Origin of the sequence: Bradyrhizobium sp. IC3123, assembly GCF_020193625.1 — a bacterium.
Taxonomy (GTDB): Bacteria; Pseudomonadota; Alphaproteobacteria; order Rhizobiales; family Xanthobacteraceae; genus Bradyrhizobium; species Bradyrhizobium yuanmingense.
In genome coordinates this window covers 196,807-212,608 of record NZ_JADYVF010000010.1, presented here as the reverse complement: position 1 = coordinate 212,608, position 15,802 = coordinate 196,807, and the positions used below count along the sequence as shown (strand labels likewise).

General features: G+C 66.7%; 7 protein-coding genes. 4 read left to right on the top strand and 3 right to left on the bottom strand.

Annotated elements, in window-relative coordinates; genetic code table 11:
• Positions 1-79: 79 nt before the first annotated feature.
• Entirely contained in the window at positions 80-6,523 is a 6,444-nt protein-coding gene (locus tag I6F20_RS28030) for a non-ribosomal peptide synthetase (RefSeq protein WP_225128752.1), read from the bottom strand.
• Between the two features lie 136 nt (positions 6,524-6,659).
• On the opposite strand from I6F20_RS28030, the gene I6F20_RS28025 reads away from it, so the two are divergent.
• From I6F20_RS28025 to I6F20_RS28015, 3 genes are all read left to right on the top strand, one after another.
• The gene (locus tag I6F20_RS28025; RefSeq protein WP_225128750.1) at positions 6,660-10,088 is read left to right on the top strand and encodes an ATP-binding protein; all 3,429 of its coding nucleotides are present in this window, start codon (positions 6,660-6,662) and stop codon (positions 10,086-10,088) included.
• Positions 10,085-10,879, top strand: coding sequence for a protein-L-isoaspartate O-methyltransferase family protein (locus tag I6F20_RS28020; RefSeq protein WP_225128748.1), 795 nt, complete (start codon positions 10,085-10,087; stop codon positions 10,877-10,879). Before I6F20_RS28025 ends, I6F20_RS28020 begins: the two co-directional genes overlap by 4 nt.
• A gap of 96 nt (positions 10,880-10,975) precedes the next feature.
• Entirely contained in the window at positions 10,976-11,923 is a 948-nt protein-coding gene (locus I6F20_RS28015) for a DUF6492 family protein (RefSeq protein WP_036026769.1), read from the top strand.
• 3 nt (positions 11,924-11,926) lie between these two features.
• Here the strand turns inward: I6F20_RS28015 and I6F20_RS28010 are convergent, their stop codons facing one another.
• On the bottom strand, positions 11,927-12,994 hold the full coding sequence (locus I6F20_RS28010; RefSeq protein ID WP_225128747.1) for an endo-1,4-beta-xylanase: 1,068 nt from the start codon (positions 12,992-12,994) through the stop codon (positions 11,927-11,929).
• Positions 12,991-14,079, bottom strand: a complete 1,089-nt coding sequence (locus I6F20_RS28005; RefSeq protein WP_036011738.1) for a glycosyltransferase — start codon at positions 14,077-14,079, stop codon at positions 12,991-12,993. The genes I6F20_RS28010 and I6F20_RS28005 overlap by 4 nt, the downstream gene beginning before the upstream one ends.
• Positions 14,080-14,358: 279 nt before the next feature.
• Between I6F20_RS28005 and I6F20_RS28000 the strand changes: the two genes are divergently transcribed.
• Positions 14,359-15,795, top strand: a complete 1,437-nt coding sequence (locus I6F20_RS28000) for a lipopolysaccharide biosynthesis protein (RefSeq protein WP_225128746.1) — start codon at positions 14,359-14,361, stop codon at positions 15,793-15,795.
• Positions 15,796-15,802 lie beyond the last annotated feature (7 nt).

Sequence of the window (15,802 nt, the reverse complement as noted above, 5' to 3'; positions counted from 1 at the left end):
GACGCCAAATAATCAAGCTGCAACTTGATCATTCACAGCTTTGGGGCGTGAACCCGTATTCTGGCGCGATGTCGCGGCATCAAGCGGCCCTGCGCGCGAGCAATCTGCCGAGTGGTGCGTTGGGCTGGGCGATCGCCGCCGTTAGCAGGGCGACGAGGTCCTCCATCCATTCGCCGACCGCTCGGCCCTCGAGCAAATCGCGCTTGTAATTGCAGGAGCCGGTAATGCCGGTCGGGCGCTCCTTGAGCATCAGCGACAGCCAGGTCTGGTCGATCGGCAGCACCGGCTGGCCTTCGCGCGCGACGTTGCCGATCGATTCCGTCGCGAGATCCGGGAGATCGAACGGCCGGCGCAACGGATTTTGCAGCGTGAAATAGACCTGGAGCAGCGAGGCCGGATCGATCCCCTCCTGCTCCAGTCGATCGGCCAGGACGTTGAACGGCAGCTCCTGCCGCGCATGCGCCTCGAGCACGCTCTGGCGCACCCGCAGCAGGGCCTGCGTGAAGGACAGGTCCGGCGTGATTGTCGTGCGGACGATCACCGTGTTCTCGAACGGGCCGATGATCCGGTCGGTGTCCGGCTGGGTACGATTGGCCATCGCGGTCGCGACCGCGATGTCGGTGCGGCCCGCCCTCGCCAGCAGCATGGCCTTCAAGCCGGTGAGCAGGCACATGAACAGGGTGCAATTGTGCTGGCCGGCAAACGCCGTCAGCCGGATGATCAGCTCGCGCTCGAGGCTGACCGGATGATGTCCGGTGGCGGCGCCCGGGCTCGATTCGCCTTCGAAGAGGGGACCCGCCCCGCGCAAATTCTCGATCCAGTCGGCAGCCTGGCGGCGCGCCGCGTCGGTGCCGCACCACCAGCGCTGCCAGCGTGCGACATCCGAAAAGGCCGGCGGCGGGCTCAGTAATGGCGCGGACGGATATCCGGCCAGCGCGGCATAGCGGCTCGACAATTCCTCGAACAGCACGCCGATCGACCAGCCGTCGACAACGGCGTGATGCAGCGTCAGCAGCAGCACGTGGTCGTCGTCGTGGAGCCGCAACAGCCGGGCGCGCAACAGCGGCGCGCGCGTGGTGTCGATCGGGGTATAGGTCTCCTGCTCGATCAGGAGATCGATCTTCCTGAGCTCGAGCGCCTTGCGCCGCTTGTTGTTGTGGGGATGACCGTCGCCGATCGTCTCGATCGTCATGATTCGGCCGAGCGTGCGCGGCGCGGCGATGCAGCTTTCGGGCTCATCGCCGTTCCAGGCGAACGCGGTGCGCAGCGATTCGTGCCGGCGCACCACGTCGTCGATCGCCTTTGCCAGGGCGGCCGGATCGAGCGGGCCCTGCAGGCGGAAGGCGAAGGGCAGGTTGAGCTGCGGCAGGCCCGGCAGATTCCGCTCGATCTGCAGCATCTGGTCCTGCCCGATGGAAGGCGCCGGCGGCCCGCCTGCAGCCGATCGCGGCAGGCTTGCGGCAGGCTTGTGCGGCTTCGTGGCCAAGGCCTGTTCGACCCGCCGCGCCAGCCCCTCGATCGTCGGCGCCTCGAAGATAGCCTTGATCGGCAGCGAGACGCCGAGCGCCCGCGCGATGCGCGCCATCACCTGGCCGGCCAGCAGCGAATGGCCGCCGAGGTCGAAGAAATTGCCGGTGACACTGATGCGCTCGACGTGCAGCAGGTCGATCCAGATGTCGGAGAGCACCTTTTCGGTGAAGCGCCGGGCCGGGACGACCGCATCCGGGCCGGACGTTTCCGCCGGGACGGACGCCAGCAGCGCCGAGCGGTCGATCTTGCCATGGGCGTTGAGCGGCACCTGATCCAGGAACAGGAAGGCGGAGGGGACGGCGTGGACGGAGAGGCGGCTCTTCAGGAAGTCGCGCAGCTCGATCGCACTGCTGCGGCTGCCGGGCTTGGCGACGACATGGGCGATCAGCCTGATGTCGCCGCCCGCCTCGCGGCGCGGTTCGACGATGGCGGCGCGCACACTTCGATGCTCGGCAAGCGCGTTCTCGATCTCCTTGAGCTCGATACGATAGCCACGGACCTTGACCTGATGGTCGGCGCGGCCGAGGCATTCGATCGTTCCGTCGGCGCGGCGCCGGGCCAGATCGCCGGTCCGGTAGAGCCGGCTGCCGGCCTGGCGCGAGAACGGATCGGGCAGAAAGCGCTGCCGGCTCTGCGCGGGATCGTTGACGTAGCCGCGGCCGATTCCGGCGCCGCCGATGCAGAGCTCGCCGGTCACGCCGATCGGTTGGGGCTGGAGGTTTGCGTCGAGCACGTAGAGCTGCGTGTTCGGCAGCGGCGCCCCGACCGGAACGTTGGCCGTCGCGATCGCCGGCGCCTTGGTCAGGCGGTGCAGGGAAGCGTCGTCCGAGCATTCCGAAGCGCCATAGGCATTGATCAGCGGCACCCTCGGGCAGCGCGCAAACCAGGCGCGGCAGAGCTCGACGGGCAACGGCTCGCCCGTCGAGATCAGCAGCCGCAGCTGCGCGAAGGCGCGCCGGATCGGCGCCTCGTCCATGCGCTCGAGAATGAGGCGCAGCAGCGAGGGCACGATCTCGAGCACCGTGATGCCCTCGCGCTCGATCTCGCGCGCCAGCAGCATCGGGTCCTGCACGATCGCGTTGCCGCAGACATGGACGCGCGCGCCGACCATGGGACCGGCGAGGAGTTGCCAGACCGAGATGACGAAGCTCTGCGGCGCGGTCTGCGCGATCACGTCCTTAGGCGAGAGACCGAGCTCGGAGATGAGCGAGGCCAGATGGTTCGACAGGCCGCGCTGCTCGATCATGACGCCCTTCGGCGCGCCGGAGGAGCCGGACGTATAGACGAGATAAGCAAGGCTCGAGGCGGCGCGCCGTGCGCCGCGGGCCGGCTTTGTCGATCCGGATGCAAGAGCGTCGTCGAGCTCGGCCACGTGGATGCGCTCGACCAGCGGTTCGAGCAGGGCCTCGACCATGGCAGACTGAGCCCGTCCGGTCAGCAGCACGCGGGCACAGCTCGATCCGAGGATGGTGGAGAGCCGTGCCGTCGGCTGGTCGGGATCGAGATTGAGGAAGGCCGCGCCGACGCGCTGCACCGCGATCATCGCGGCGAGCAGGTCGGGCCCGCGCTCCGCGAGCAGGCCAACCACGCTCTCGGCGCCGACGCCCTCGCGGGCCAGCCAGCACGCGGCCGCTCCACTGCGGCGCGCCAGCTCGCGATAGGTCAGGGACGTCCGACCGTCCGAGACCGCGACGGCGTTCGGCGTCGTCCTCGCCTGGCGCTCGAAACGTTCGCTCAAGTTGCCGCGCGTGGTGAAATTGGCCGGCACGCCCCGGCCTTTCGCCAGCGCTTGCCGGCGGTCGGCCTCGGTCAGGAGCGGCAGGCGCGAGACGCGCTGCTCCGGATTGGCGATGACGGCCTTGAGCAGCGTCTTGAACTGGGTCGCCATGGCTTCGATCGTCGCGGCATCGAACAGATCGGTGGCGTATTCGAAGAAGCCGGTGAAGCGGCCATCGGCCTCGACCAGTTCGAGCGTGATGTCGAAGCGCGCCACCCCGGGATCGACTTCCAGCCGCCGCGTCGACAGGCCGGGAAAGCGCGCCGCCTCGATCGAGGCGTTCTGGAGGATGAACATGGTCCGGAACAGCGGATTGCCGTCGCTGCGGCGCGCCACCTGCAACGCGCGCAGCACCTCCTCGATCGGTAGGTCCTGGTTGCGGTAGGCGTCCAGCGTGACCTGCCGCACCCGCCGCAGCATCTCGCCGAAGCTCGGATCGCCGCTGAAATCGTTGCGCAGGACCAGGGTGTTGGCGAACAGCCCGATCAGGCGTTCGCTCTCGATCTGGTTGCGATTGGCGATCAGCGATCCCGTGGCGACGTCCTCATGGGAGGTGTGGCGGAACAACAGGCACTGGAAGGCGGCGAGCAGCGTCATGAACAGCGTGACGCCCTGGTTCTGGCTCAGCGCGCGCAGCTCGGCCGACAGGGGTTTTGGCAATTCGAGATAATGGCGCGCGCCGTGTCCGCTCCAGGTCTCCGGCCTCGGCCTGTCGGTTCGCAGCGGCAGCATGGTGACGCCGTCGAGCTGGGTCCGCCAATAATCGAGCTGCTCCCTGGCCGCGGGCGTCCGCGCCCAGCTTTGCTGCCAGAGTGCGAAGTCGCGATATTGGAAAGCGGGCGGCGGCAGTGCGGTCGAGTGCTTCCTGCGTGCCGCGGCGTAATGGACGGCCAGCTCCTGCCAGAACAGCCGCTGCGACCAGCCATCGGTGGCGAGGTGATGGACGTTGATCACCAGCGCATGGCTGTTCCTGTCGAACGACAGCAGTATCGCCTTCAGGGGCGGCGCGTGGGCCAGATCGAACTGATGTTGCGCAAGCTTGAGCGCCTCGCGCCGGATGGCCGCAGGCCGCCTCTCGGCAGGGCACGGTTTGAGCTTGATGCGCTCCAGCCGCGGCGTCGATGAGAGCACGAGCTGCACCGGCTCGCCCTGGCGCTCGATGAACACCGAGCGCAGCGCCTCATGGCGCGTTGAGATCGCAGCCAGGCTCGCAGACAGCGCGGCGGCGTCGACGAGGCCCTTGAGGACGGCGACTTCGACGACATTGTAATTGTACCGGGTCGGGTCCAGCCGCGAGAGCACGTACATCCGCTGCTGCTGGAGCGACAGCGGTGCGTCCGTGCCCGCAAGCCGGCGCCAGCTCGGCAGCGCCGTCTCGCGCCGGCTTGCGGCGGTCTCGATCCGGGCCGCGAGCGCTGCGACCGTCGGGCAGTCGAAGATGTCCTCGAACGAGAACTCGACATTGAAGCGGTCGCGCAGGCGCGAGCGCATCTGGGTCACCGCGAGCGAATCCGCGCCGAGCGCGAAGACGTCCTGGTCGGCGCCGACCTGCGGCAGCTCCAGCAGGCCGGCCCAGATCTCGGCGAGCTGGCTCTCGACCGCATTGCGCGGCGGCCGGGTCTCGTCGCCCACGTCGACCGTTGCAATCAGCCCGGCGAGGGCGTTGCGCTTGACCTTGCCGCTGGCGCCCTTCGGCAGCGCCGCCACGCTGCGGATCAGGCTCGGCACCTTGTAGGCCGCAAGCCGCTTTCGCGCGAATTGGCGCAACTCGTCCGAGGTCGCCCCGGCATTCGGCCGCAGCACCACGACGGCCGCGACGTTCTCGCCGAGCTTGTCGTGCGGGACCGCGAACACGCCGGCTTCCAGCACCGCCGGATGGCTGAGCAGGACGTCTTCCACCTCCAGCGGCGAGATCTTCTGCCCGCCGCGGTTGATGACGTCCTTGATGCGGCCGACGATGAAGAGATAGCCGTCGTCATCGAGATAGCCGAGGTCGCCGGTCCTGAACCAGCCGTTGCGGAATGCGGCCTGCGTCGCCGCCTCGTCATTATAATAGCCGCGGCTCATGTTCGGCCCGCGCAGCACGATCTCGCCGTGCGCGCCGCTTGCGAGCGTGCGGCCGGTCTCGTCCATGATCGCGATCTCCGGGCCGGCGGCGCGGCCGACCGAGCCGACCTTGCGCAGCTCGAACGGATTGGCCGCGATCTGCGAGGCCGCCTCGGTCATGCCGTAGGTCTCGAGCACGGGAACGCCGAACGTTGTCTCCAGCCCGGCGAGGATCGCCGGCGCGAGCGAGGCCGACGCCGACCGGATCACGCGCAGCGACGATGGTCGGGCGCGGTCCGGATTTACTTCCGCCGCCGTCAGCAATGCGCGATGAATGGTCGGCACCGCCGTGTACCAGGTCGGCTGCAGCTCCCGCATCCAGCCGAAGAACGACGCTGCGTCGAAACCGTCGGTGCAGATCACGCTGGAGCCCGCGGCCAGCGCCGTGAGCAGGCCGGAGATCAAGCCATGGGCATGAAACAGCGGCAGGACGTTGAGCAGGCGATCATGCGTCGTGAGCGACAGCACATGGCCGGCATTGTAGGCGGACAGGCAGACATTGCGGTGGGTCAGCGGCACCATTTTCGGCCGCGCCGCCGTGCCCGACGTCAGCAGGATGAACGCATCGTCGTCGCCCCGCGAAGCGCCGCCGGCATTGGCCGGTCCGATCGCCGGAGCGACGAACGCGCAGCCGCCGAGATCGTGGGCGGGTCCCGCCACGAAATCGATCAATGCGATGTCGAGCACGCGGGCGGCGTCGCGGCTCGCCGAGTTCATGTCGGCCCGGGTCACGAGCGCGGACAGCTTCAGTTCGCTGAAATAGCGTTGCAGCTCGTCCGCCGTCAGATCCGGGTTGACCGGGACGCAGGCGCAGCCCGATGCGACAGCGATCAGCGCCAGCGCAGTATCGGCACCCCGCGGCAGCGCGACCGCGACGCGGTCTGCGGGACCGATGCCGAGTTCACGCAAGCTACGCACCAGTTGCCGGATCGTCGCGGCCAGCGCGCCATAGCTGAGCGCCGGCCGGCCGGGAGCGAGGAGTGCGGGTGCCGCCGGCGTCCTGCGGGCGTAGAATTCGAGAAGGCCGCTGATATGCGCGAACACCTTCGTTTCGACCGTGGTGCCGGCGGAAGCTTGGTCCGCTCCGGATGCAATGTCCGACAACGCCATTCCCTTTTGGTCCGATTAAGTTATTCTTCCAAGAAGTTGGGGAATGCGTCCAGTCCGAGGTGAAGTTTGGACCCCAAAATCTGTGGTTGAGGGGCCCTCGAGCCCTTCGACGGAGTAAGGGTCGGGCAGAATCGCGATGCTGGAGAACGAGCCGAACACGAGTTTGGAAGGTGGGCTGAAGCACTGGCTCGAAAGTATCGGCCTCGGGCACTACACCGATCTTTTCGCGCAGCACCGCCTCGATCTCGACGTCATCGGCGATCTCACCGAAGCCGATCTGGTCGAGCTCGGATTGCCGCTCGGCGATCGCAAGCGGCTGCAGCGGGCGATGGCGGCGCTGTTTCAAGCGGAAACCACGGAGGCGCCGCGTCCGCAAATCCGGGCGGAGGTCGGAGCCGAACGGCGCCAGCTCACCACCATGTTCTGCGACATGGTGGATTCCACCTCGCTGTCCGCGCAGTACGATCCGGAGGACGTCCGCGACATGATCGCGGACTTTCGCGAGACCTGCGTCCGGGTGGTCAAGCAATACGAGGGCTTTGCCGCCCGTTTCGTCGGCGATGGTATCCTGATCTATTTCGGCTATCCGACCGCACATGAGGACGATGCCGAGCGCGCGGTGCGCGCCGGGCTCGAGATCGTGCGGGTGCTGTCGATAGCGCACGCGGTCGAGCCGCCGGGCGCGCTCAGCCATTCACCGGCCGTCCGCATCGGGATCGCGACCGGCCTCGTCGTGGTCGGCGACCTCGTCGGGCAAGGCACCGAAGAACGCGACTCCGCGGTCGGGGAAACCGTCAATCTCGCGGCGCGCCTGCAAGGCCTGGCGCCGCCCAACGGCGTGGTGATCTCGGCCTCGACGCAGGCGCTGCTGAAGGGAAAGTTCGATTACCGCAATCTCGGCGTCCACGACTTGAAGGGAATTTCCGAGAAGGCCCAGGCCTGGCACGTGGTGCGCGCCTCGCGGGTGGAGACCCGCTTCGCTGCGGCAATGGGTACGCGGCTGACGCCGCTCGTCAACCGCGAGGAGGAGATCGCGCTGTTGATGGGGCGCTGGCAGCAGGCCAAGGACGGCGACGGCCAGGTCGTGGTCAAGTTCGGCGAGCCCGGAATCGGCAAGTCGCGCATCATCCAGGAGATCTTCGAGCGGATATCGGGCGACCGCCATGGACAGGTCTCGCTGCAGTGCTCGCCCTATTACACCTCCACCGCGTTCTATCCGTTCGTCGAGCAGCTCAAATTCTCCCTCGGCCTCGATCGCGAGGATTCGTCCGCGCTGTCGCTGGCGAGCCTGGAGAACGCGGTCGCCGCCACCGGCGGCGACATCGAGCAGGTCACCCCGCTGTTTGCCGCGCTGCTGTCGATACCGACCGGGGACCGCTATCCGCCGCTCGAGCTGTCGCCGCAGCAGCAGAAGGATGCGACCGTCGCGGCGCTGGTCAACCATTTCCTCGGCCTTGCGCGCGATATGCCGCTGGTGATCGCGTTCGAGGATTTGCATTGGATCGACCCGACCTCCCGCGAGGTGATCGACCTTCTGGTCGACCGGGTGCAGAACCAGCCGATCCTGGCGATCGTCACCGCGCGCTCGGAATTCCAGGCGAGCTGGAACGCGCATTCGCACATCACCACCCTGGTCCTGAACCGCTTGAGCCGGCAGCTGCGCACGACGCTGGTCGAGCGCGTCGCGGGACGCGAGCTGCCCAAGGAGGTCGTCGAGGAGATCATCGTCAAGACCGACGGCGTGCCGCTGTTCCTGGAAGAGCTGACCAAGACGGTTCTGGAATCCAATCTGCTGACCGAGCGGCACGGGCGCTACGTGCTGTCGGGACCGTGGCGGCAGCTCGCAATCCCGGCCACCCTGACCGACTCGCTGATGGCGCGGCTCGATCGGATGGGACCCTTCAAGCGCATCGCGCAGATCGGCGCCACGATCGGCCGCGAGTTCTCCTACGAGACGCTGCACGCCGTTGCCAATGCGCCGGCCGAGCAGATCGAGGCGGCGCTCAGCCATCTGCAGGAGGCCGGGCTGATCATGCGCCGCGGCCATCCGCCGGATGCGCTGTACTCCTTCAAGCACGTGATGATCCAGAACGCCGCGCATGCGAGCCTGTTGCACAGCGAGCGGCGCAAGCTGCATGCGCGGATCGCCCAGGTGCTCGCCGAGATGTATCCGGAGAGGACCGAGCGCGAACCGGAGCTGCTCGCCCATCATTTGACCGAATCCGGCCAGAGCGAGGGCGCCGCCAGCTTCTGGCTCAAGGCCGGCAAGCAGGCGGCCAAGACCGGGGCCAATCTGGAGGCGATCGGCCACCTGCGCCGCGGCCTTAACGTCGTGCAGGCCCATGCGCGCATGCAGGGCGCCGACGAGATGGAGCTCAAGCTGCGCATCGCGCTCGGCAACGCGCTGATCGCCGCCAAGGGCTACGCGGTGCAGGAGGTCGAGGAGAACTACATCCGCGCGCTGGAGCTCGGCCGTCAGCTCGATGACGACGAAAAGGTCTTCGCTGCGACGCGCGGGCTCTGGGTGTGCCATTTCATCCGCGCCGATCTCACCCGCGCGCACGATCTCAGCGTCGAGCTGTTGAAGTTTGCCAAGCGCGAGCGGCTGAACGAGCGGACGCAGCCGGCGCAGCAGACCGGCTATCTGATCGAGGCGCACCGCGCGATCGCGATGACCATGCTCTATCGCGGCCGCTTCGCAGCCTCGCAGCACCATTTGCACCGCTGCATCAACCTGTTCAGCCCCGATCTGCACTCCGACCTGATGGAACGGCACGGCATCGATCCCGGTGTCGTTTCGCTGTCCTATCTCGGTTACCTCCTGTGGTTCCTCGGTCGGCCCGACGCGGCGCGCCAGCACAGCGAGCAGGCGATCGCGAACGCCGAGAAGATCCGCCACCCTTTCACGCTCGCCTTCGCGCTGGTGTTCGGCGCCTATCTCCGCCAGCATTTGCGCGACGTCGAAGGCACGCGCGACTACGCCAATCGCGCCATGATCATTGCCACCGAGCACAATTTCCTGCACTGGAAGCAGCAGGCGGCGATCCTGCGCGGCTGGGCGCTGGCTCAGCTCGGCGAAGCCGACGAAGGCCTCGGCCAGATGCGCTTCGGCCTCGACGAGTACGAGGCGATGGATTCCTGGCTCGCCGGCTGCTGGTTCCGCTGTCTGCTCGCGGAAACCTACGCCAAGGTCGGGATGCGCGACGCCGCCTTGCGCGCGCTGGATGGTGCGCTTGCGACCGCAAGGCGGACCGGCGATCACTTCTATCTCGCCGAGGTCTATCGCATGCAAGGCGAGATCACGCTGGCGGGTGGCGACCCGGCGTCGGTACAGGAGGCGGAGGACCTGTTCGGCCTTTCGCTGGAGACCGCACGCAAGCAGGGTGCGCTGTCCTGGGAGCTTCGCACCGCCCTCGGCCTCGCGCGCCTGTCGCAACAGGCGGGCAAGCGCGAGCACGCAAGACTCCTGCTCATGCCGATCGTCGGCAAGTTCAGCGAGGGCTTTTACACGCCGGACCTGAAGCAGGCGTTGCAGCTCCTCGACGAGCTCGGTTCTATAACATGAGCGATCTTGCCGCCGCGCGTGCGCGCTACGCTGAGTTGATCGCCAGGCGCGAGCGGATTGCCTCGAAGCGTCTGCTCGCCGCGCTCGCCGCCGTTCCGCGCGAGGAATTTCTGCCAAGGGGACCGTGGCGCATCAAGGGCGAGGCAGCGCGCAGTTACCGGCTGACGCCCGACGCCGATCCCCTTCATCTCTACGACAACGTGCTGGTCGCGATCGATGCGCGCCGCAAGCTCGACACCGGCCTGCCGAGCCTGTGGGCGCATTTGATCGACACTCTCGACGTCAAGCGGGCGGACCGTGTGGTGCAGATCGGCTGCGGCCTCGGCTATTTCTCGGCGGTGCTGTCGATCATGGTCGGCGAGAAGGGCCGCGTCCATGCGATCGAATGCGACGAGCGGCTCGCGACCCGGGCGGCGAGCTATTTGCGCGGCTATGGCAATGTCACGGTCGTCCACGGCGATGGATGCAAGGACGTGAGCGAGCCCGCCGATGTGATCATCGTCCATGCCGGCTTCCCGCACCCGCACCCGCTCTGGCTGCGGTCGCTCCGTCCGCGCGGCCGTCTTCTGGTGCCGCTGACGCAGCGCGACCGCGAAGGCGCCGCCCTCAAGATCACGCGGAGGGCCAGGGGTTTCGAGGCAGAGGCGATCCAGCAGATCCGGATCTTTCCCGGCCGGGGCCGCGGCGTGACCGCCCTCGACGACCGCGTCGCCAACTGGTGGCAGCGCGCCTCAGCCCTGGCGCCGCTCCGCTTTCGCGGGCTGGAGCGGGGGCTGCCGTCGGATGGCTAACACTTCGTTTCGCTTTACCTTGATTTCGATCGTGAGTTTCCGGCATCTCGCATTGCCGCTATCAGTGCCGGTCTGATGGCCATTTGAGCGTGCTCCATGCATTCCGTTGCCCTGCTGACTGCCAGCTACGCCAAGGATATCGAACGCTTTTCGCTGCTCAGCGAGAGCATCGACACCTGGCTGTCGGGATACACGCGCCATTATGTACTCGTTAACGATGAGGACGTGCCGCTGTTCGCGCGCTTCGCGTCCGACAAGCGGGTCATCGTTCCGGCCTCGCGCTATCTGCCGAAATGGCTGTTCGCGCTGCCGCCGGCGCTCCAGTTCGGCAGCCGGCGCGTCTGGCTGTCGCTGCTGTCCTCGCCCGTGCACGGCTGGCACATCCAGCAGATCCTGAAGATCGCCGGCGTCCTCAACGCGCCCGAGCAGCGCGTCTGCATCCTGGATTCGGACAATCTGTTCTTCCGCGAGTTCGACGTCAGCCGATATGCCGGCGCCGAGACGACGCCGCTGTTCGTCACGCGCAAGGCGATCGCCGCCGACCACCCGTTGCACGGCCTGTGGCTGCGCACCGTCGACCAGCTTCTCGGCATCAAGGAGCGCGCGTTCCCGGCGGACGATTATGTCGGCAACGCGCTGGTCTGGGACAGGGACACGGCGCGTGCGATGACGGACGCGATCAAGTCGGCGACCGGCCTGAGCTGGGCGCTGGCGCTGTGCCGGAAGAAGAAGTTTTCGGAGTATCTGCTTTACGGAAACTTCGTCGCCAATGCGCCGGAACACCTGGCGCGACATCGGCTCACCGAAGACAGCATCGCGGTCTCGCACTGGGACGACACGCCGCTCGACCGCCCGGCCATCGAAGCGATGATGCGCACGGCCTCGCCCGAGCAGGTCGCGCTTTGCATTCAGTCCTATTCGTCGACGTCGATCGCCGACATCCGCGACGTGTTCCGCCTGTCCTCGCGCGAGCGGCGCGCGCCGAGCCTGGCCCCCGATCATATCGGCGATGTGGCCGCGTTCGAAACGCCGAAGACGCGTTGATCTCTAGGCGCCCTTCGTGAACTTGCTGATGACGTCCATGAACGGCTTCGGCTTGAACTCGCCGTCGAGCGGCAGGGGGCGGTTCGGCTGCTTGTCCTTGCGGGCAAAGGTGCCGTTGATCCAGCTGTAACGGTCCGAGATGCCCCAGGTCAGGATCGACCGCACCGGGCCGCTCGCGGCAACGGCCGTCAGCAGGTCGTCGACGCGCTTGGCGACGACGGCGTCGCGCTCCGCAGGACTTCCCGCCAGCTTCTGGTCGTCGACGTCGAGCTCGGTGATGAGAACCTCGAGCCCCCAGGAACGCAGCTCGGTGACGAATTCGGCGAGCCCGTGCGTGTCGATCTCAAGCTCGGCGTGAAGATGCGCCTGCAGCCCGACGGCGTGGAGCGGAACGCCCTGATCGAGCAGGTCCATGATGAGGGTGCGATAGGCGGCCCGCTTGGCGATGAAGGAATCTTTCGCCGATTCGATGTCATATTCGTTGATCGCGAGCTTGACGAAGGGGTCGGCCGCCGCCGCCGTGCGGAACGCCAGCGGAATCCAGCGATCGCCGAGATGTTGCGTCCAGAAGGTGTCGCGCCGGTCCTTCGGGCTGCGCGGATTATCCGGGATCGGCTCGTTGACGACGTCCCACGACGTCAGCTTGTCCTTGTAGTAGGAAACGACGGTGCTGATGTGGTCGAGATAGGCGCGTTCGACGCCCTTGCTGCCCTTGATCTGCTTGGTCCAGTCCGGAATGTCGTGATACCAGGCGAGTGCGTGGCCGCGCATGGTCAGATCGTTGTCGCGCGCGAAATCCAGGATCGCGTCGGCGCGCTCGAAGGTGAACGTATGGGCGTCCGGCCGCAGCATCGGCCATTTCAGCTCGAGCACCGGCACCACCTGCGTGCAATAGGTGCTGATGGCCTCGCCGAGCCGCGGATCGGCTTGCAGGTCCCAGAGCGTGGCGGCTGCGCCGTAGCCCGGGCGGCGTTGGACGCGTTTCGAGGCCGGCACCGCGGACGCCGATGCGCCCGCCGCGAGCGTTGCGACACTGCCGAGCAGGAATTCGCGTCGGTCGAGCCCGGTCACGCGTGCCGCTGCATCGCGGCTTCCGCGATTTCGTAATAGTGAAGCGCGCCCTTCTCGAGCGTCAGGTGGTCCAGCACATAATCGCGCGGCGCGAAGCCTCCTGCGTCGACCTGCGACCAGAAACGGCCCCAGCCCGCCGCGAAGCTGCCCGCATCAGTGAAGGTCATGCCGCAGCGCGCGTCGAAATAGGGCACCGAGGACACGTTGCCCTCGTATCGCACCTTGTCCGGGAAATATTTCGGATCCTGCCAGGGTCCGCCGCGATCCCAGGCGAAGACGGGCACGCCGCTCGACAGTGCTTGCTGGCAGGCGATGCCCTGGCTCTCGTGCTCGCAGAGGAAGATCATGCTGCGGCAGCGCGCCAGCGCGGTCTTGTAATCCTCTTCCTTGTAGTGCCCGTAGCGGATCGTTTCGACCGTGCGTCCGCTGGCTTCGAGAAACTTTCGGATCGGCTCGATCAGCTCCGGTTGATACCGGTCGTAATCCCAGCGGACCTTGTCGTAGAGCAGCACGTCGATCTTCTTCTGCGCGGCCGGCGCCGGGACCCACAGATCCGTCTCGATGCCGACGGGCCAGGCACCGACATGGGGCCAGTGCGGACGGAACATGTCGGCATACCAGGCGCACGGCAACAGCACCTGCCTCACGTCGAGATCCTCTAGAGTTTCTGGTGCGTCGATTGGATGGTCATACATGGCGACGCCAAGCAGCAGTGGATTCTTCCACTTGAACCAGTCGAGCACGAACGGCCGGCCGATGATGCAGGCCAGTTCCTCCGGATGCTTCCGAATGTAGCGATAATCGTTGACGCGGTAGCGAATGCCAAGCCGATCGAGACCTGCGCACAGATTGAGCAGAACGCGCCGCTGTCCGCTGATGAAGGACTTGCCCAGCAGCAACCGGCGCAGCAGCGGCCGAAGGTGACGGTCGCCGGGAAACCAGCGGTCGTCTCGTTCCTCGAAGAAGAGGTTGAGGACCATCCTGTCGCGGCCCTTCGCGCCGGGATACGCCGGAGCCGCGGGAGCAGTGGCGGTTCGACGCGGCAGGGAGGTCGATCTCGCCCGTGTTCGTTCGACAACGTCCATATCAGTTACATCAGTGCGTCGGAGGAGTCGGGCGACGTTTCGCTATCATTGCTTCTTTTCTGTGATCGCGCCCGCTCCTTCAAGGACAGGGCAAATTTAACGCTAACGCGCGATAACCGCGTGCTCGCTCCATTAGCGATCCGATTTGCAGGGTTATCCGGCTATCCTTGACTTGTCCTTGACCTATCCTTGGCAATGCCAGCGGCGAGCCCCGATTGTCGCACCCAATCGTCTTAACGATCCGTTAATCCTGATGGCCGCCCACGGTCCCGTGCTCGCATGCTGAACCGCCATTTCTCGATCTATCTCGTCGCCTACATCCTGCCTGCGGCGGTGGGCTTCTTCGCCGTCACGGCCTATACGCGGCTCCTCAGCCCGGCGGAGTACGGCGTCTATGTCGTCGGCATCAGCCTTGCCGGGATTCTGGGCGCGATCTTCTTCGCCTGGATCAAGCTGTCGGTGTCGCGCTATCAGGCGATGTCGGCGGAGGTCGATTTTCGTGGCACGGCAATCGTCGCCTTCGCGCTCACGGCCGCGGTGCTCTGCGCCACCACTCCGCTGGTCGTCCTGTTCCGCAGCGATGTCAGCGTCGAGCTGCTGCTCGCCAGCATGTTCGTCGCGATCATGGCCAATGCAGTCGATGTCGGCCAGGAGTTCGAGCGCGCTAAATTGCGCCCCTACCGGTTCGCGGCGATCTCGATCGTGCGCAGCGTCTCCACCGTCGGCTTCGGTCTTCTCGGCATCTGGCTCGGCTGGGGTGGATTGGGGCTGCTCGCCGCATTCGGTCTGGGATCCCTCGCCGGCATCATTCTCAATCTCGTCGGCGACCGCACCAGCATCGCGCGCTTCCAGCGCAGCCAGTTCATGCAATTGGCGCGCTACGGCCTGCCGCTGACGTTGGCAGGATTGTCAGTGGCCGTTTATTCGGCCTGCGACCGGCTCATCGTCGCCTATCTGCTCGGCAAGGACGCTGCCGGCATCTTCGGCGTGGCCGCCGATCTGCCGCGCCAGTTCATGGTCATGATCGCATCCAGCGTCGCCGCGGCGACCGTGCCGCTGGTGTTCCGGTCATTGTCCGAGAACAACGGCGAGACGACGCGGGAGCGGCTGACCGAAAGCCTCGAGCTGCTGCTCGTCGTGGTGGCGCCCGTTGCGGTCTGGCTTGCGCTTGCGGCGGACCAGGTGGCCGGAACGCTCGTCGGGATCGACTTCCGCGCCGGCGTCTCGGCCCTGTTGCCGACGCTGGTGCTTGCGCGCTTCTTCGGCATCGCCAATCAGTTCTACGTGCAGATCAGCTTCCAGCTCGCCGAGCGGCCGTTCATGCTGGCGACGCAATCTTTCCTCACGCTGGTGATCAGCGTGATCCTGATGTTCGCGCTGATCGGCGGCTACGGCCTTTACGGCGCGGCGCTGGCGACCTTGGCGACCGAGGCGATCGGCTTCCTCGTCGCACTCGTCCTGATGCATCGGGCCCATCCGGTTCCGTTCGAGCTCAATCGCCTCGCCGGCGTCGCTGCCTCCGCGGCCGCGATGGCCGCCGCGATCCTGATTGCGCGGTCGCAAGTGGGCGGCACCGGCCTCGTGCCGCTCGTCATCGTCAGCCTCGCCGGCGGCCTTGCCTATGCCGCCGCGGCGTGGCTGCTGAATGTTGCGAACGTGCGAACGTTGTCGCTGCGTTTCCTGCGAACGTTGAACCGCAAGGCTCTCGGCGTCTAGCGAGGGA